Origin of the sequence: Rhizobium rosettiformans, assembly GCF_016806065.1 — a bacterium.
In the GTDB taxonomy this organism is placed as follows: domain Bacteria; phylum Pseudomonadota; class Alphaproteobacteria; order Rhizobiales; family Rhizobiaceae; genus Allorhizobium.
The window spans coordinates 2,473,169-2,488,848 of the sequence record NZ_CP032405.1 but is presented as its reverse complement, the minus strand read 5'-3'; the positions used below and the strand labels follow the sequence as shown (position 1 = coordinate 2,488,848).

General features: G+C 61.2%; 18 protein-coding genes. 8 read left to right on the top strand and 10 right to left on the bottom strand.

Going from position 1 to position 15,680, the window contains the following annotated elements:
* The first annotated feature begins 4 nt into the window (after positions 1-4).
* On the top strand, positions 5-388 hold the full coding sequence (locus D4A92_RS11955) for a winged helix-turn-helix domain-containing protein (protein WP_203013351.1): 384 nt from the start codon (positions 5-7) through the stop codon (positions 386-388).
* Between the two features lie 4 nt (positions 389-392).
* Here the strand turns inward: D4A92_RS11955 and modC are convergent, their stop codons facing one another.
* The 4 genes from modC to D4A92_RS11935 all read right to left on the bottom strand — a co-directional run bounded on the left by modC (position 393) and on the right by D4A92_RS11935 (position 5,286).
* Complete coding sequence (modC, locus tag D4A92_RS11950) at positions 393-1,478, bottom strand: molybdenum ABC transporter ATP-binding protein (RefSeq protein ID WP_203013349.1); 1,086 nt, start codon at positions 1,476-1,478, stop codon at positions 393-395.
* Positions 1,478-2,140 (bottom strand): molybdate ABC transporter permease subunit, encoded by a 663-nt coding sequence (modB, locus tag D4A92_RS11945; RefSeq protein ID WP_246754106.1) that lies wholly within the window; start codon positions 2,138-2,140, stop codon positions 1,478-1,480. The genes modC and modB overlap by 1 nt, the downstream gene beginning before the upstream one ends.
* 69 nt (positions 2,141-2,209) lie before the next feature.
* Complete coding sequence (modA, locus tag D4A92_RS11940; RefSeq protein WP_246753930.1) at positions 2,210-3,019, bottom strand: molybdate ABC transporter substrate-binding protein; 810 nt, start codon at positions 3,017-3,019, stop codon at positions 2,210-2,212.
* Between the two features lie 83 nt (positions 3,020-3,102).
* Positions 3,103-5,286 (bottom strand): DUF1217 domain-containing protein, encoded by a 2,184-nt coding sequence (locus D4A92_RS11935; protein ID WP_203013347.1) that lies wholly within the window; start codon positions 5,284-5,286, stop codon positions 3,103-3,105.
* Between the two features lie 352 nt (positions 5,287-5,638).
* On the opposite strand from D4A92_RS11935, the gene D4A92_RS11930 reads away from it, so the two are divergent.
* Complete coding sequence (locus tag D4A92_RS11930) at positions 5,639-6,205, top strand: DUF6101 family protein (protein WP_006726684.1); 567 nt, start codon at positions 5,639-5,641, stop codon at positions 6,203-6,205.
* A gap of 132 nt (positions 6,206-6,337) precedes the next feature.
* Here the strand turns inward: D4A92_RS11930 and ubiA are convergent, their stop codons facing one another.
* Both ubiA and D4A92_RS11920 read right to left on the bottom strand, forming a co-directional pair.
* Entirely contained in the window at positions 6,338-7,291 is a 954-nt protein-coding gene (gene ubiA, locus D4A92_RS11925) for a 4-hydroxybenzoate octaprenyltransferase (RefSeq protein WP_203013345.1), read from the bottom strand.
* 81 nt (positions 7,292-7,372) lie between these two features.
* Positions 7,373-8,170 (bottom strand): MipA/OmpV family protein, encoded by a 798-nt coding sequence (locus D4A92_RS11920; protein WP_203013344.1) that lies wholly within the window; start codon positions 8,168-8,170, stop codon positions 7,373-7,375.
* Between the two features lie 301 nt (positions 8,171-8,471).
* Between D4A92_RS11920 and D4A92_RS11915 the strand changes: the two genes are divergently transcribed.
* From D4A92_RS11915 to D4A92_RS11905, 3 genes are all read left to right on the top strand, one after another.
* Entirely contained in the window at positions 8,472-9,359 is an 888-nt protein-coding gene (locus D4A92_RS11915) for a branched-chain amino acid aminotransferase (protein WP_203013342.1), read from the top strand.
* Positions 9,360-9,459: 100 nt separating this feature from the next.
* Positions 9,460-11,568 carry a S9 family peptidase gene (locus D4A92_RS11910; RefSeq protein WP_203013340.1) on the top strand — a complete coding sequence of 703 codons (2,109 nt, stop codon included), beginning with the start codon at positions 9,460-9,462 and terminating at the stop codon, positions 11,566-11,568.
* 220 nt (positions 11,569-11,788) lie between these two features.
* Positions 11,789-12,106: a hypothetical protein gene (locus D4A92_RS11905; RefSeq protein ID WP_203013338.1), complete on the top strand. Its 318-nt coding sequence runs from the start codon at positions 11,789-11,791 to the stop codon at positions 12,104-12,106.
* A 69-nt stretch (positions 12,107-12,175) separates the two neighbouring features.
* On the opposite strand, the gene D4A92_RS11900 is transcribed toward D4A92_RS11905, so the two are convergent.
* Positions 12,176-12,907, bottom strand: a complete 732-nt coding sequence (locus tag D4A92_RS11900; protein WP_203013335.1) for a cation transporter — start codon at positions 12,905-12,907, stop codon at positions 12,176-12,178.
* An 80-nt stretch (positions 12,908-12,987) separates the two neighbouring features.
* Between D4A92_RS11900 and D4A92_RS11895 the strand changes: the two genes are divergently transcribed.
* A complete protein-coding gene (locus D4A92_RS11895) occupies positions 12,988-13,401 on the top strand; it encodes a MerR family transcriptional regulator (protein ID WP_203013332.1) in 414 nt (137 codons plus the stop codon).
* 44 nt (positions 13,402-13,445) lie between these two features.
* On the opposite strand, the gene D4A92_RS11890 is transcribed toward D4A92_RS11895, so the two are convergent.
* Together D4A92_RS11890 and D4A92_RS25090 are read right to left on the bottom strand one after the other, a co-directional pair.
* A complete protein-coding gene (locus tag D4A92_RS11890) occupies positions 13,446-13,805 on the bottom strand; it encodes a transcriptional regulator (RefSeq protein ID WP_203013329.1) in 360 nt (119 codons plus the stop codon).
* Positions 13,786-14,046 (bottom strand): toxin-antitoxin system TumE family protein, encoded by a 261-nt coding sequence (locus tag D4A92_RS25090; protein ID WP_348649880.1) that lies wholly within the window; start codon positions 14,044-14,046, stop codon positions 13,786-13,788. The genes D4A92_RS11890 and D4A92_RS25090 overlap by 20 nt, the downstream gene beginning before the upstream one ends.
* A gap of 300 nt (positions 14,047-14,346) precedes the next feature.
* Between D4A92_RS25090 and D4A92_RS11885 the strand changes: the two genes are divergently transcribed.
* Positions 14,347-14,838 (top strand): GNAT family N-acetyltransferase, encoded by a 492-nt coding sequence (locus D4A92_RS11885; protein WP_203013326.1) that lies wholly within the window; start codon positions 14,347-14,349, stop codon positions 14,836-14,838.
* Positions 14,839-14,869: 31 nt separating this feature from the next.
* A complete protein-coding gene (locus tag D4A92_RS11880) occupies positions 14,870-15,439 on the top strand; it encodes a DJ-1/PfpI family protein (protein WP_203013324.1) in 570 nt (189 codons plus the stop codon).
* Between the two features lie 15 nt (positions 15,440-15,454).
* On the opposite strand, the gene D4A92_RS11875 is transcribed toward D4A92_RS11880, so the two are convergent.
* Entirely contained in the window at positions 15,455-15,679 is a 225-nt protein-coding gene (locus tag D4A92_RS11875; RefSeq protein ID WP_203013322.1) for a hypothetical protein, read from the bottom strand.
* Between the last annotated feature and the right edge of the window lies 1 nt (position 15,680).

Below are 15,680 nucleotides of genomic sequence, written 5' to 3'. Positions count from 1 at the left end.
GCCCATGACCGGCTCCCCTCGCCTCTCGCTGCGGATCGATCTTTCCAATGGTGCGCGACTGGGGCCGGGCAAGGCGCAGCTGCTGGCGCTGATCGAAGAACACGGATCGATCCGCGCTGCAGGAGCCGCCATGGGCATGTCCTATCGGCGGGCCTGGCTGCTAGCCGACGAGATCAACCGGATGTTCAAGGAGCCGTCGATCTTCACCCGGCATGGCGGCAGAAGCGGCGGTGGAGCCGGACTGACACCGTTCGGCGAGACTTTGCTCGGTGCATGCCGGCGCATGGATGCAGAAAGCCGGAAAGCACTCCAGACCGATCTCGCATGGCTTGAGAGCATGCAGTCAGTGGAGTTCGCCGGCGGTCGAAAGGGCGATGACGAAGGCTGAGGCCTCAGCGTGGAGCCTGGCGAAACAGACCTTCCGAAGCGATCGAGACGGTCTTGAACAGCAGATGCACGCGCATTCCAGGCGCGAGGGCGAGTTGGCGGCACGAGCGCCAGGTGACCTCGGCGATTAGGGGCTGGCCGTGGCAATTGACGGTCAGTGTCACGCTGCCTCCATCGCGCTCCGCAAGATCGACGATGTGACCCGAGAGGCGGTTGAGCGCCGAAAGCCCCTCGCCAGCCTCGGTCGCGACGACGATATCGGAGACGGGGACGAAAACGCGGACATGGGTGCCAACCGGCAGCGAACTGCGCCGCAGCAGGATCGGGCCAGCACGCGACAGCGCTCCCGTCAGGCCGTCGTCCTCATGGTGACCCGTGATCTCGGCTTCGATGAAATTGCCTGCCGGAAGCTCGCCTGAAGCCTGAGACACGATCGCCAGTGCCTCATCGGGGCGCCCGACGGCAGTTGCCCTGCCGGCGTCGAAGGTGACGACGGCCGTCGCCAGCCGTGCCACCTCCTCGACGGAGTGGCTGACATAGAGGATCGGCACGCCGAACTCGTCGCGTATGCGCTCAATATAGGGCAGGATCTGCGCCTTCAGCGCGCCATCGAGCGCCGATAGCGGCTCGTCCATCAGAAGCAGCTTCGGGCTTGCCATCAGCGCGCGGCCAAGGGCCACGCGCTGCTTTTCGCCGCCGGAGAGATGGGACGGGCGACGGGCGAGCAGATCGGTGATGCCGAGCAAGGAGGCGATACGATCGAGGTCTTCGCGGCGTTCGGCGCGGGGAAGCAGGCGTTCGCCATAGCGGAGGTTTTGCACAACGGTCAGGTGCGGAAAGAGGCGTCCCTCCTGGAAGACGTAGCCGATGCGCCGGCGATGTGGCGGCAGGAAGATCGAGGCGTCGCTCCATGTTTCGCCATTGAAGCTGACATTGCCGGCCTCAGGACGGATCAGGCCAGCGACGATGTTGATCAGCGTCGTCTTGCCGGAGCCGGAAGCGCCGAACAGCGCCGTCAGGCCCTCGCCCAGCACGAGATCGGCCTCGAGCGTGAAATCACCCTGACGATGGCGGATCGACAGCTCCAGCATCAGGCGGCTCCCACGCGAGCGGCGATGCGGCGCGACAGAAACTCGGAAGCGATGAGGGCACCGAGCGACAGGACGATCGAGATGACGGTGAGGCGCATGGCGGCGAGGTCACCGCCGGGCACTTGGGTATAGGTGTAGATTGCCGAGGCGAGTGTCTGGGTCTCACCGGGAATGTTGGAGACGAAGGTGATCGTGGCTCCGAATTCGCCCATCGCCTTGGCGAAGGCGAGGATGACGCCGGCGGCAACTCCAGGCAGGATGAGCGGCAGGGTCACCGTGAAGAAGACGTAAGCTGGTGGTGCGCCGAGCGTGGCGGCGGCGGCCTCCAGGCGGCGATCGACGGCATCGAGTGACAGACGGATGGAGCGGACGAGCAGCGGAAAGCCCATCACGGCCGCAGCGAGTGCTGCCCCGGTCCAGCGGAAGGAGAAGACAAGGCCGAAGCTGTGCTCCAGGAAGGCGCCGACCGTGCCCCGTCTGCCGAAGGTGATGAGAAGAAGGTAACCCGTGACGACAGGCGGCAGGATCAGCGGCAGATGCACGAGGCCGTTCAGAAGCGACTTGCCCCAGAACTCCTTGCGCGACAGCAGCCAGGCCACCAGCAGACCCAGCGGCAGCGAGAAGGTGACGGCGACGGCCGCGACCTTCAGGCTCAAGAGCATCGCGGTCCATTCTTCGGCCGTCAGGGTCAAATGTGGTATCCCGGATGCTTGGTCATGGCGGTTCTGGCTTCAGTTGGTCTTGGCGAGCACGGTGAAGCCGGCAGCGGTGAAGATGGCATGGGCGTCTGCGCCCTGCAAGTAAGCGAGAAAGTCGGCAGCGCGCGGGTTTTCGCTCTCGGTCGTGAGCGCCGCCGGGTAGACAATGGCGGGATGGCTCTCCTCGGGGAAGCGGTCGAGGATCTTCACACTGGACTCGACCCTGGCATCCGTCTCGTAAACTATGCCGAGTGGTACTTCGCCGCGCGAAACGAGCAGCAGGGCAGCGCGGACATTCTCCGCCTGGGCGACCTTGTCCTTGACGCTCTCCCATACGCCGAGGCTTTCCAGCGCCGCTTTGCCATAGGAGCCGGCGGGCACGGCATCGACATTGGCCATGGCCAGACGTTCATTGCCGAGAAGGCTTGCGAGCGGGAAGCCATTGGCGATGGTCGTGGTCACGGTCGAGTTCTCCGGCGCAACCAGTACGAGCCTGTTGCCGAGAAGGTTGATCCGGGTATCCGCCTTGATGTGGCCCGCCTGTTCCAGGTGGTCCATCCATCTGAGGTCGGCGGAGATGAAGAGGTCTGCAGGCGCGCCCTGCTCGATCTGCCGCGCCAGGGCCGAACTGCCGGCCAGGGACAGCCGGACCTCCGTGCCACCCGCTTGCTTCCAGGCGGCGGCAACCTGTTCGATGCTCTCTTTCAGACTGGCAGCTGCGAAGACGGTAACGGGCTCCTCGGCGCGGGCCGCCGTCAAGGGCAGGCTTGCTGCGGCCACGGCGATCAGCGCGGTGACCGCGAACACTGCCGTTTTCAGAACCCGGACCACGGGGAACTCCATTTCGATATATCTCTTGGGATATATCGATAGTCAAAAACAAACCCGCCGACAAGAGGCCGGCGGGTCGCTTTGAAACCGCGTGATCAGGCCTTCAGCTGCGCCAGACTGAACAGCAGATCGGCCGAGATGGTGCCGCCTCCGCCCGCCAGAATGGTGGCCGCAGAAGAGGCTCCGACATTGTTTTGCGTATCGTACATCGCCGTGTAGCGCTGCAGGAACCGCTCGAGTTTGGTCGGGTCCTGGAGATCGGCGAGCTTGAGGTTTTCGTTGATGATACGTGCCTGCTGGTCGACATCCATATTGGAGAATTCGTCCGAGAAGCCGAAGGTCGTCCGGAAGACCGCCATGAGCGCGTCGTCGGCGATGAGGCCATAGGCATCGGTGATGTTGGGCGCGGCGCGCTGGAAGTAGAGCGCCAGGCGCACCGCCTCGTTGCTCGCCCCTTCGGCCTCTTCCAGCGTCTGCCGGAGATATTTGTTGACCGTTTCCATGGTCTCGCCGCGCTGCTGGATCGTGCCCATCGTCTCGCGGGTGAGATTGCCATTGGCATCAAAGTTGAAGGAAGCGACGAGTTCGGCCCAGCGGCTGTCCGGCTGCTGATTGACGAAGCTCTTGCGGTCGGAGAGGTCCGAACCGAAAGCCTGCTTGAGGAAGTCGTCGGTGACGTCCTTGGGATCGAGCCCATAGGCGCCGATGACGACATCGAGCACTTCGCGATCGGCCAGAAGCTCCTTGACGGTACCGATCGACTGGATGCGCTCCTGGTAGACCTCGGCCTTCTTGGTCGCAGCTTCCCGTGCGGCCGTCTTCTCGTTTGCATCAAGGAAGCGGACCTCATTGATGACGAACTGCTTGGCGATCATTGTCGCCGTCAGGGTGTTGTGCGGCGCAAGCGGCACGCCGGCATTGCCTTCGCTGTCGAAGTTGAAGAGCTTCGACATTTCGATCAGGCGCGTGTCCTTGGACTTGTTGGCAAAGCTGTTCGGATCGGTGAAATCGCTGGTAAGCGCGCGCTTCAGGTCGCGGGTCGAGAACTCGTTGGCCTCGAAGCCGAAGGTGCGCTGCAGGACGAGACGCATCGTCGTGTCAGCCAAAAGCTTGTCGACATTCTGAACATCGGCGATCCTCGTCTTGAAGAGATCGATGAGCGCTTCCTTCCGCTCTTGGTCCGCATCGTCATAGAAGGTTGCAAAGCCGGAATGGGTCGATGCGAGCTGGGTCGAGCCCTGGGCAGTCATGCCTGATTCCACCGTGCCATCGCTGGCGAAGTTGAACTTGCCGGCAATCGCGACCCAGGCATCGCCACCATTCGTGGCGGCATAGCTGTCCGGATCGGAGGTGTCGCTCGTCACGATCTGCTTGAAGGTCGAGGCAGTCATCGAGCCGAGCTCGAACGCCGTCCGGACATAGTTGAACAGACGCGTATCGGCGGTCAGCTCATCGACCGAGGTCAAGGTCGAGATCTTGGATTCGTAATAGGCGCGCTCACGCTGACGATAGTAGTCGGTGACGTAGATCTGCTCTTCGTCGACATAGAGCGAGACAGTTGCCTCCTTCTGGGCGGCAGTTTGGGCGGTTGCGCCCGACAGCGAACCGTCGGCATTGAAGCTGAAAGCCTGGGCGAGCTTGAGGAAGCTCGCTGCATTTGCTGCACCATTCGCGACCAATTGATTGACGTAGCTGTCCGGATCGGACGTGTCGCTGGTGAGCACCTTGGTCAGATGATCCTTGGTGTAATACGTGCCGTCGATGCCATAGGCATCGAGCGCAAATGTCATCAGGCGGCTGTTGTTGACCAGCCCGCTGACATTCGTGACCTTGTCGATCATCGACTCGTAATAGAAGGCTTCCGCCTCCAGCGTGTCGCTCTGGGCGGCAAGCGAGGCTTCGTATTTCTCGAGCAATCTTGCCTGCTGGGAATCGGTCTGCAGATCAGTCTTTTCCACCGAGAACTGGAAAGAGGCGGCGAAGTTGCGGTAGCGCTCGTCCGTCAGCTGGTTGGCAAAGCTCTTTTCATCCGACAGATCGCTTTCCAGCACCTTCTTCATGAAAGCCTTGGCATAGGTCATCTCTTCGAGACCATGTGCTTTCATCGCATAGGAATAGAGCTGGTAGTCGTCGAGGAAGCCCTCAAGCGTCGTGACCTTGCCGATGTTCTCTTTAAAGTACTCGGTCTGGCGCGCGACGAGCGGATCGGAAGCGGTGCGGTTGATGCTCCCCTTGATGTCACGGTTGACGAGATTGTAGCTCAGATAGGTCGAGACCATCAGAATTCCTTAGAGAACACAGCGCGCGCGAATCACAGTATGGCGCAAATTCCTTGCCTCAAGCTTTATGAATTCATGAAGAAGCCTCAGGTTGTTTCTGCGCTCTAATGTCGATGCGCAGCCCACTCGGGCAGGATCCGTTTCGTGTCGGAACAGATCGGTACGGACTTTCACCTTTTCGAAACCGTGACCGGTACGACAAAACTAACCATTTGACCTCGCAAGGTTTTCTTTACCGCGTCTTTTAAGCTGTCTCCAACAGCGGCTGGCTATCTTGCCCCCACAGAGGACGAAAAGTCCCGAACAGACGAGCACATGACGCGCTCTCGGGTAAAACAAGGGTAGCATGAAGATGACGAACACGGTTTTGAAGCCAGCATGGGCCGGCGCCACTCTGCGTCTGGATCCCTCGCGGTTCCCCCAGCAGGTGACTTACGCTTTGCGGGGCGCTCTGGGCGACGTCACAATCACCATAGATGAGCGCGGTGCCGTTCTGCGCAAGGTCCTTCCGGGTAGCGGCCTGCCGCTTTCCTTCGCTCTTCCAACGCGCGCCTTCAAGGGCGTTGCCGCTCGGGCCATCGACCATGGCGACGGCGAAGTCACCGTGACGCTCGAACTGCATCACGAGGATCCGGATCTGTGCATTCCGCTCCTGGTCGCGCATGATCTCTGCGATATCGCCGCTGACTGGCGCGGCTGGGCAGATGCCTTCCGCATCCCGATGCTGATGGTCGAGGCCGACGGCGTTGCCCGCCCGCTCGAAGACCACCTCGGCGATGTGCGCACCAAGGAGACGCAGCCGCGTCGCCGCCACTCCTATTTCGCCGAGCGTCGGCCGCGCTTCCTGGTGCGCCGCACCACCGGCAAGCTGGGTGTAACCATGAAGATTTCCGGAAAGGAAATCATCGCACGCAACTGATTGCGTCCCAAGACTGAACAGCCAGAGGCCCGGAAGGCAACTTCCGGGCCTCTGGCTTTTGAGGGATATCGGCTGTAGGCGTCTCGAAATGGAACGAGATCGTCGCGTTGATTAGCGCCGCCTGAACAAAGCTCAGGCGAAGGGAATGGCGGCGACGAGGCCTAAGAAAATGATCAGGCCGACGCGGTTGTTCGACTTGAACAGCGCCAGGCACTGCGCTCCGTCATCAATGTCGAGCACCTTGATCTGCCAGGCGAAAAGCCCGGCTGCAATCAAGAGACCTATGATTGCAGGGAAAGCCGCCCCCGCCGCTATGAAGGCAGACAGAAGCAGGACCAGCGTCAGCCCATAAAGCCCGCTCAGCCAGATCTTGGTGTCGCGATCGAAGAGGCGCGCCGTCGAGCGCACTCCGACCAGCGCATCGTCTTCGCGGTCCTGATGGGCGTAGATCGTGTCGTAGCCGATCGTCCAGGCGACCGCGCCGACATAAACGAGGATCGCCGCCAGCGAGAGATTGCCGTGCAGGCCGGCCCAGCCCATGAGGCCGCCCCAGGAGAAGGCGAGCCCGAGGAAGAATTGCGGCCAGTCGGTGAAGCGCTTGGCGAAGGGATAGATCGCAACGACGGCGAGCGACAGGATGCCAAGCACGATCGAGAAGCTGTTGAAGCACAAGAGCACGGCAAGTCCGACCAGCGACTGCACCACCATGAAGATCTTGGCATTGCGGCGCGAGATGCGCCCCGACGGCAGTGGACGCGAGCGCGTGCGCGCGACCATGTTGTCGATCTCGTGGTCGACGAGATCGTTGTAGGTGCAGCCCGCACCGCGCATGGCGACCGAGCCGACGAAGAACAAGAAAAGATGGAAGACGAAGAGGCCGAGGCCGAGGCGCCCCTCGGCGGCGAGCGCGTTGGCGGCAAGCGCCGAGGACCAGAAGCAGGGCCACATCAGGAGCTGCCAGCCGATTGGCCTATCCCAGCGCGCGAGCTGGGCATGCGGCCAAAGCCATCGCGGCAGGATGCGATAGACGAAGTTGTCGGAGGGCGCGTCGATGACGCGGTCGATGTTCGGCTCAGTGGTGCTCATGGTCAAACTGATAGAGCATGGGCGGGTTCAAGAAAACCGCCCGCTCCCATCGACGCCGCAAAATCGGCTGCGGCCTTTTCGTCAGTTGAAGCTGACGCCGAACTTGTAGCTGGCGGAGACGCCGAACATCAGCTGATTCTTGGTGCCGCGTTCCTGCACCAGGCTCGAATCGGCAGCCGGGCCGGCGAGCCGCTTGTATTCGGTGAAGGCGCTCATCGTGATCTTGTCGGTGGCGTTCCAGGTGATCGCCCCGCCCGCACCATAAGAGGTGACGCCACCGTCCGGATTGTATTGGCTCAGCCCCGACGCGGCAGATTCGGCAGCGTCCACGCCGTAATAGGCGTTGGTGTAACCGCTGGTGGCGAAGGTCATGCGCGGACCGGCCGAGACCCTGAGATCGGGCGCGATATCTGTAAAGGCATCGACGGCGATATCGGCGACAAGGCCATCATGGGCGCGGATGCCCTGGCGGACTTCGGCGCGGCCACGCATCCAGTCGGTAACATAGACATCGGCGAAACCGCCGAGCTCGCCGCCCCACTTGACCTCGGAGAGACCCCGCAACGCATCGTCAGTGCCAGCGTCGCGCGAGGGCACGAATTTGCCGACGACCCCTGCACGCAGCACGTCGGTGTTGTAGATCGCGAAAGACGGATTGTCGTTGCGCGAAGAGAAGCGCGGCGCCCCGCCACGACCGACCGAAATGATCGGCTGGAAAAAGAGCTTGCGGTTCTTGGAGCCTTCGAAGGTCGGCGCGGAGATGCCAGCGCCGCCGAGGGTGACATACCAGTTTCCGGAGAAGAGACCATCCGCAAATGCCGGCGAAGACGAGACCGCAACCGATGCGGACAGCAGGGCGATGATACGCAGCCTGTGCATGAAGACCCCCAAGAAAACGCAGTACACAAGACCGAAGATCGCGATCTCAACTTCCTTCAATATTTCAGGAATCTGTTACAGGATCTTTAACCACGTCGGCGTGCACGGACCGCTTGCCTGTCACGACCATCAGGCGCACTGATCGATCCATCAGCCAAGCTTCTGGATTCATGTGGAAATCCTTGTCGATCGGCGGCTTTGAACCGGATGTTTGCCAAATCGTGTCCTGAGGGCGTGTTTCGCCTTGACCTTGGGGCCCGAGGCGACTTTGCTGCGAAGCAACGAGAACAGGAGACCCGTCATGGCCGTCGATACATCCGCCCGCACCCCCACCTTCACCTATGTCGACGGCGAATGGTTTGCCGGCAACCCGCCGCTGATCGGGCCGGTCTCGCATGCTATGTGGCTGGGGTCGACGGTGTTCGACGGGGCGCGCTGGTTCGACGGTATCGCCCCCGATCTCGACCTGCATTGCCAGCGAGTCAATCGCTCGGCCGCCAATATGGGCATGAAGGCGACTATGGAGGCCGAGGAAATCGAACGCCTCGCCTGGGAAGGCGTCGCGAAGTTCGATGGCAAGACGGCAATCTACATCAAGCCGATGTATTGGGCCGAGCATGGTCAGGCAGGCTCGGTTGTCGCCGCCGATCCGGAATCGACGCGCTTTGCGCTCTGCCTGTTCGAAGCCCCGATGCACACGGCAAAGCCCTCCTCGCTGACGGTATCGCCCTTCCGGCGTCCGACGCCCGAATGCGCAATGACGGATGCCAAGACCGGCAGCCTCTATCCGAATTCCGGCCGCATGATCATCGATGCCCGCAATCGCGGCTTCGACAATGCGCTGGTGCGCGACATGAACGGCAATGTGGTCGAGACGGCCTCCTCCAACGTCTTCATGGTGAAAGATGGCGTGGTCTTCACCCCTGCCGCCAATCGCACCTTCCTTGCCGGCATTACCCGCGCCCGCGTCATGGGCCTTCTGCGCCAGGCAGGCTTCGAGGTGCGCGAGGTGACGCTCTCGGTCGAGGACTTCATGAATGCCGACGAAATCTTCCAGACCGGGAATTATTCCAAGGTCGTTCCGGTGACACGTCTCGACGATGCGCAGTTCCAGGAAGGGCCGGTGACGCGCAAGGCCCTGGAACTCTACATGGACTGGGCAAAATCGACGGCCGGCACGGACGGCTGATCGGCGCGCCCCGACCTTCCCCTCTGGGCCGCTTGATCGCGGCCCCTCGCCTCTCTATCTCTCGCTGAACTGACTGTTTCCATTTTCGGAAGGATCTCCCTTGTCCGTCTTCAAGAACCTGCCCTCCCCGCCCGTCGTCGCAAAGAAGCCCGTTTCCGATACCCGTCATGGCATCACACGCACGGACGATTACGCCTGGCTGCGCGCCGACAACTGGCAGGCAATGTTCAAGGACACCTCGATCCTCGATCCGGATATCCGCTCCTACCTGGAGGCCGAAAACGCCTACATGGAAGCGGCGATGGCGGACACCAAAGAGCTGCAGAAGACGCTGTTTGCCGAGATGAAGGGTCGCATCAAGGAAGACGATTCCTCCATCCCGATGAAGGACGGGCCGTTTGCCTATGGCTCGGCCTTCGTCACCGGCGGCGAGCAGCCGCGCTATTTCCGCATTCCGCGGGACGGCAATCCGAAGGACGAGACGATCCGCGAGCTGCTGCTCGACGGCGACAAGGAGGCAACGGGTAAGGACTATTTCCGCCTGTCCGGCATCGACCACACGACTGACCACGCCTTCGGCATCTGGGGTTACGACGACAAGGGCTCGGAATACTACACGCTGCGCATCCGCGATCTCTCCACGAAGCAGGATCTCGACGACATCTTGGAAAACACCGCCGGCGGCGGCGTCTGGGCGCCCGACGGCAAGAGCTTCTTCTATACGCTGCAGGACGAGAACCACCGTCCGTCCAAGGTCTTCCACCATATCGTGGGTCAGCCGCAGTCGTCCGACCGGCTCGTCTACGAGGAGAAGGACCCCGGCTTCTTCATGGGCGTCGGCGGTTCGCTGCTCGATGACTTCATCTTCATCGACATTCATGACCACGAGACATCCGAATACCGCCTGCTTTCGACCAAGGACCTGATGGCCGAGCCGGTGCTGGTCGCAGAACGCGAGGAAGGCGTCGAATATTCGATGACGGAAGGCGGAGACGTTTTCTACATCCTGACCAATGCCGATGATGCCAAGGACTTCAAGATCGTCGAGGCGCCGGTGACTGCTCCCGGCAAGGAGAACTGGAAAGAGGTGGTGCCGCATGAGCCGGGCCGTCTGATCCTCAACCACATGGCCTTTGCCCGCCACCTCGTCTGGCTGGAACGTCGCGAGGGTCTGCCGGTCATCATGATCCGCGACCGCAAGTCGGGCGAAGAGCATTCGATCGCCTTTGCGGAAGAAGCCTATTCGCTCGGGCTTCAGGGGGCAGCCGAATACGAGACGGATGTCATCCGCTTTTCCTATTCGTCGATGACGACGCCCTCCCAGCTCTTCGACTACAACATGGCAACGCGCGAGCGCACGCTTCTGAAGACCCAGGAAGTGCCCTCGGGTCACAAGCCGGAGTACTACGTCACCCGCCGGGTGTTCGCCGAAGCGCATGACGGCGAGAAGGTGCCGGTCACCCTGCTCTATCGCCGCGACACCAAGCTCGACGGCTCTGCACCCTGCCTGCTCTACGGCTACGGGGCCTATGGCATCACCATTCCGGCCGGCTTCAACACCAATTGCCTGTCACTCGCCGATCGCGGCTTCGTCTATGCCATCGCCCATATCCGCGGCGGCAAGGACAAGGGATTTTCCTGGTATAAAGACGGAAAGATGGAAAAGAAGGTCAACACCTTCAAGGACTTCATCTCGGCTGCCGACCACCTGGTGAAAGAGGGCTTTACCGCCTACGACCGGATCATCGCCGAAGGCGGATCTGCCGGCGGCATGCTGATGGGGGCCGTCGCCAACATGGCGCCGGAGAAGTTCGCCGGCATTATCGCCGCCGTGCCCTTCGTCGACGTGCTCAACACCATGCTCGACGACACCCTGCCGCTCACCCCGCCGGAATGGCCGGAATGGGGCAACCCGATCGAGTCGGAAGAGGAATATCGCTGGATCGCGGCCTATAGCCCTTACGACAATGTCGAGAAGAAGCCTTACCCGCCGATCATCGCATTGTCAGGCCTCACCGACCCGCGCGTGACCTATTGGGAGCCGACCAAGTGGATCGCCAAGCTGCGCGAGACGGCGCCTGAGGCTGGACCGTTCCTGCTGAAGACCAACATGGCCGCAGGCCATGGCGGCAAGTCCGGGCGCTTCCAGCGATTGGAAGAGATCGCCTTTGAATATGCCTATGCGATCAAGGTGGCGGGGAAGGTCTAAAGCGGCAGCGCGGTCGCAGGCTCCAAGCAATAACGGGTGCGTTTTTGGCATTGCTTCGGCAATGCCTTAAACAGCCACGCCTCAAGGTCTTGATTCGCGGCCCGTACTTTCAGTCGCGACATTGCGCAAGGGGCAATTCTTATAGCGACATCGCTAGCGCAAGCTTCGCGCAAGGTTGAAAGGTTAACAAAAGGTTAATTCTTCAACTGAGGTGTCCGCCATGAGGATCGATAGCGGCCTGAGCGGCTACTCCTACCAAAGCCGGTACGTGCCAAATACGACCGGCTCGGAGGATGCTGCCCCCGAAACGTCCAACACCAGCGCGCCCCGCGCGAGCGGCGCCAGCACGTTTTCGAGCACGCTTCTGTCGAACCAGCTGGCTTCGGCGCTCTGGACCGTCGAAGGATCGCGCAAGGCGATCGTCGACATCGGCAATAGCCCGAACCGGGATCGCCAGCCCGCCGATTCCCGGGTGCAGATGGTGGAAGCCGCCTACCGGGAATACGAGATAGCCCCTTCGCCCTATCAGGAATTCTGATGAGACGATGCGGTCAAGAAGGCCGGCCGGCATGATGCCTGGCCGGCCTTCTTGCGTCTGGGCATTCCCTTAGGGGTGTTGATGCGCATGATCTGCGCCGTGCCCATGGTGAGCGTGATCATGACCATGCGCCTCCTCGCAGGACGCCTTCCCCGTCCCACAGCAGGACGATGACAGGGTGATTGTTTCTCCTGCTCGCCACTCCCGGTAGCTCTGACTGAGGATCTGGACAGAAGAATTGAGGAAGAGGCCCGCCATGATACCGGCGACGATCAGGTCGGGCCAGGCAGTCGCGGTGCCCCAGACGCCAAGGGCTGCGATCATGACGATGACATTGCCGATCGCATCGTTGCGCGAGCAGAGCCAGACGGAGCGGACATTGGCGTCTCCATCCTTGTAGGACATCAGGAGAAGCACGCTGGCGACGTTGGCGGCGAGCGCCAGAAAGCCGATGAGACCCATGACCGGCGCCTCAGGCACACCACCCTGGAAGACACGCCAGATGGTGGAGCCGAAGACCCAGAGGCCCATGAGGAAGAGGCTGATACCCTTGGCGGCAGCGGCCATGCTGCGGGTTTTCAGCGAGGCGCCGATAACGGCGAGCGAGATACCGTAGGTTACGGCATCGGCGAAGAAATCCAGCGCATCGGCCTGCAGCGCCTGGGAACGGGCGAGCTGGCCGGCGGTCATCTCGACGGCGAACATGGCGGCATTGATGGCGATCACCAGCCAGAGCCGGCGCTTGTAGGTGTCGGACATGCCGTCGAAAGGCGCGTGATCATGGCCGCAGGCAGCACTCATTTCCAGAATCCTTCAGATCTTGATGTGGTCCTGCATCCACCTTAGGATCTCTAGCGACTAGAGGTTCAAGAGGTTTTTTCATGTTTTCGATCGGGGATCTGTCGCGGCGCGCCGGTGTGAAGGTGCCAACCATCCGTTACTACGAGCAGATGGGGCTGATCTCGGCGCCCGACCGCACGGAAGGCAATCAGAGGCGCTACGAGAAAAGCGACCTGGAGCGACTGACCTTCATCCGCCATGCCCGCGATCTCGGCTTCCCGATCGAGGCGATCCGGGAGCTCCTGACACTCAGCCGCCACCCGGAGGAGCCCTGCGAACGGGCAGACCACATCGCCCGGGAACAGCTCGACGACGTCAGGGAGAAGATTACGCGGCTGAAGAAGCTGGAGGCGGAACTGGCGCGGATCGTATCGCATGACGGGTGCCATACGGTGGGCGATTGCTATGTGATCAGGGCGCTGTCCGACCACGGCTTGTGCGATCACGAGCATTGAGGAAGCTCTTTCAGCTCCCGTCGCTCACACCGTGATCGGCTCGATCACGCAGCCGACTCGATTTCGAACTCGAAGTGGACCCGGTCATAGGGGAAGACGACACCTTCATCTGACCTGTCGATAACACCGCTGTTCAAGAGGGTCTCAAGATCGGCATGAACGGCCTTGAAGTCGCGACCGACACGTCGAGCGACTTCGCGCTTGGTCAGCGGACCCTGCCCTGTCATGACCTTCATGATCTCAAGCCTTTTGGGTGTCAAAACCCGATGCATTGCTTCCCAAGAGGGGAAACTGAAGCTGCACTCGCTGCGTGGTGCCGACTGCCCCGTAGCAGCCTTCATGGCATCGGCGAGCACTTCCATTGTCTCATCGAGACTTTCGATCTTAACCTTGAGCGTTGTCATCCAACCACCCTTCCACGTCTGCCAGAAAATCCGCAGTCAATTGGTCTATGCCACTAAACGCGTAAGGAGTTTCAATCGCTCCAATATGCCGGTGATCACCCTTCCCAGCCTCATTGTCATAACGCAACACGCATACACCTTCGGAAACCAGGGCGAGGCTGTATTTGAACTCATGAAGGCTACCCCGGACGACAACCGGGACATGCCAAATCAAGACCTCGACGAAAAGCCCGTCGCGCACAAAAGCTGCGCATCCTACGGATCAACGTCGCATTCGCCATCCCTCACCTCACGGTCATTGATGGACTCTACTCCATCACCGGCCGTCCGAAAAGATCGCCGTTGACAATCGATTTAAACTGGCGCATCACACCGGCCATGATCGACATTCGCGCAAACATCACCTGCACGTATTTTTGGGCCTACCGGTAACCGGCGGCCCGACAAGATCACATTGTCAACAGGCCGCCGTCAGGCGGCCTTGTTGTTTTCCGGACGACTTTCCCCCTGACGGCACGAAATGAGACCAAGGGAAAGCAACATGACCGAAGATACTGATCTCACCCTCCCCCGCCCGCCGATCGTGGCCATTCGCCATGCAAAGCCGCGCGACCTGCCGGAACTCAACGCAATGATCCTGGCGCTCGCGCAGCATCACGGCGATGCTTCGGCGATGACGCCCGATGTCCTTGAGCGCGATCTGTTCGGACCGATGCCCTGGATCCAGGCGCTGGTCGCCGACAGCGGCGAAGAAGGCTTGATCGGCTACGCCATCCTCGTTCCGCTCTACAAGGCGCAGGAAGGCAAGCGCGGCATGGAGTTGCATCATCTCTTCGTGCGCGACGGACAGCGCGGCAACGGCATCGGCCAGCATCTCGTCGACCGGGCCCGCCAGATCGCCCGCGCTGCAGGCTGCGACTTCCTCTCTGTCTCTGCCGCCACCGGCAATTTCGCCGCACACCGCTTCTACGAAAACATGGATTTCATTCCGCGCCCGGTCACCGGCATGCGTTACCTGCAGGCCTTGAGCTGAGCCTTACTTGAGAGACGCGAGGAGACGTTTGATGCCCCGTATCGTGATTGCGCTTCAGAATGACTATGCCGATTGGGAGCCCGCACTTCTGATGGCGGCAACGCGTTATTGGCTCGACTGTGAAGTGGTGACGGCAAGCCCGGATGGCAAGCCGGTTACCTCCATGGGCGGGCTGAAGGTGACGCCCGATATCGGCTTTTACGCCATCGATGCCGAGCAGTTCGATGCGCTGATCATTCCCGGCGGTTATGCCTGGGAAAAAGGTGTGTCGTTTGACTTCACAGCGCTCGCCACGGCGTTTCGTGACAAAGGCAAGGTTCTCGGCGGGATCTGTGCGGCCGCGAGCGCGCTGGCGGCAACGGGTGTTCTCGATGACGTGGCGCATACAGGCAACTCGCTCGCTTCGCACAAGAAGCATCCCGCCTATCGCGGCGAAGCGCGCTATGTCGACCAGCCGCAAGCGATGCGCGATGGCACAATCGTGACGGCCGCCGGCACTGCGCCGGATACGTTTACCGTCGAGGTGTTGAAAGCGCTTGGTCTTTACGGACCCGAAGCGGAAGCAGAGCTGGCGGACTTTGCCGCCGAACACCGCCGCTGAATGAGTCCCTTGGGGTCAGTGGCGAACGGGCGGGTTTTCCGACCATTTCTGCAGCGTCGTCTTGATCAGGATGAGAGCCGCTTGCTGCGCGTGATCGCGCTCGCGAGGATCCACAATTGCAGAAAGACGTTTTTCGAAGGCGCGAACCGTCTCGTCCACCCAGCGATGCAAGGCCGGATCGGGATAATTGTCGAGCAGGGATTGGAGCGCATACTCCATCCGCCGTCGTTCAATGCTCATA

Excerpts from the sequence above, each read along its gene's own strand:
- D4A92_RS11955 (WP_203013351.1), top strand. The coding sequence starts at position 5 with ATGACCGGCTCCCCTCGCCTCTCGCTGCGGATCGATCTTTCCAATGGT.
- modC (WP_203013349.1), bottom strand. The coding sequence starts at position 1,478 with ATGCTGGAGCTGTCGATCCGCCATCGTCAGGGTGATTTCACGCTCGAG.
- modB (WP_246754106.1), bottom strand. The coding sequence starts at position 2,140 with ATGCTCTTGAGCCTGAAGGTCGCGGCCGTCGCCGTCACCTTCTCGCTG.
- modA (WP_246753930.1), bottom strand. The coding sequence starts at position 3,019 with ATGGAGTTCCCCGTGGTCCGGGTTCTGAAAACGGCAGTGTTCGCGGTC.
- D4A92_RS11935 (WP_203013347.1), bottom strand. The coding sequence starts at position 5,286 with ATGGTCTCGACCTATCTGAGCTACAATCTCGTCAACCGTGACATCAAG.
- D4A92_RS11930 (WP_006726684.1), top strand. The coding sequence starts at position 5,639 with ATGACGAACACGGTTTTGAAGCCAGCATGGGCCGGCGCCACTCTGCGT.
- ubiA (WP_203013345.1), bottom strand. The coding sequence starts at position 7,291 with ATGAGCACCACTGAGCCGAACATCGACCGCGTCATCGACGCGCCCTCC.
- D4A92_RS11920 (WP_203013344.1), bottom strand. The coding sequence starts at position 8,170 with ATGCACAGGCTGCGTATCATCGCCCTGCTGTCCGCATCGGTTGCGGTC.
- D4A92_RS11915 (WP_203013342.1), top strand. The coding sequence starts at position 8,472 with ATGGCCGTCGATACATCCGCCCGCACCCCCACCTTCACCTATGTCGAC.
- D4A92_RS11905 (WP_203013338.1), top strand. The coding sequence starts at position 11,789 with ATGAGGATCGATAGCGGCCTGAGCGGCTACTCCTACCAAAGCCGGTAC.
- D4A92_RS11900 (WP_203013335.1), bottom strand. The coding sequence starts at position 12,907 with ATGAGTGCTGCCTGCGGCCATGATCACGCGCCTTTCGACGGCATGTCC.
- D4A92_RS11895 (WP_203013332.1), top strand. The coding sequence starts at position 12,988 with ATGTTTTCGATCGGGGATCTGTCGCGGCGCGCCGGTGTGAAGGTGCCA.
- D4A92_RS11890 (WP_203013329.1), bottom strand. The coding sequence starts at position 13,805 with ATGACAACGCTCAAGGTTAAGATCGAAAGTCTCGATGAGACAATGGAA.
- D4A92_RS11885 (WP_203013326.1), top strand. The coding sequence starts at position 14,347 with ATGACCGAAGATACTGATCTCACCCTCCCCCGCCCGCCGATCGTGGCC.
- D4A92_RS11880 (WP_203013324.1), top strand. The coding sequence starts at position 14,870 with ATGCCCCGTATCGTGATTGCGCTTCAGAATGACTATGCCGATTGGGAG.
- D4A92_RS11875 (WP_203013322.1), bottom strand. The coding sequence starts at position 15,679 with ATGAGCATTGAACGACGGCGGATGGAGTATGCGCTCCAATCCCTGCTC.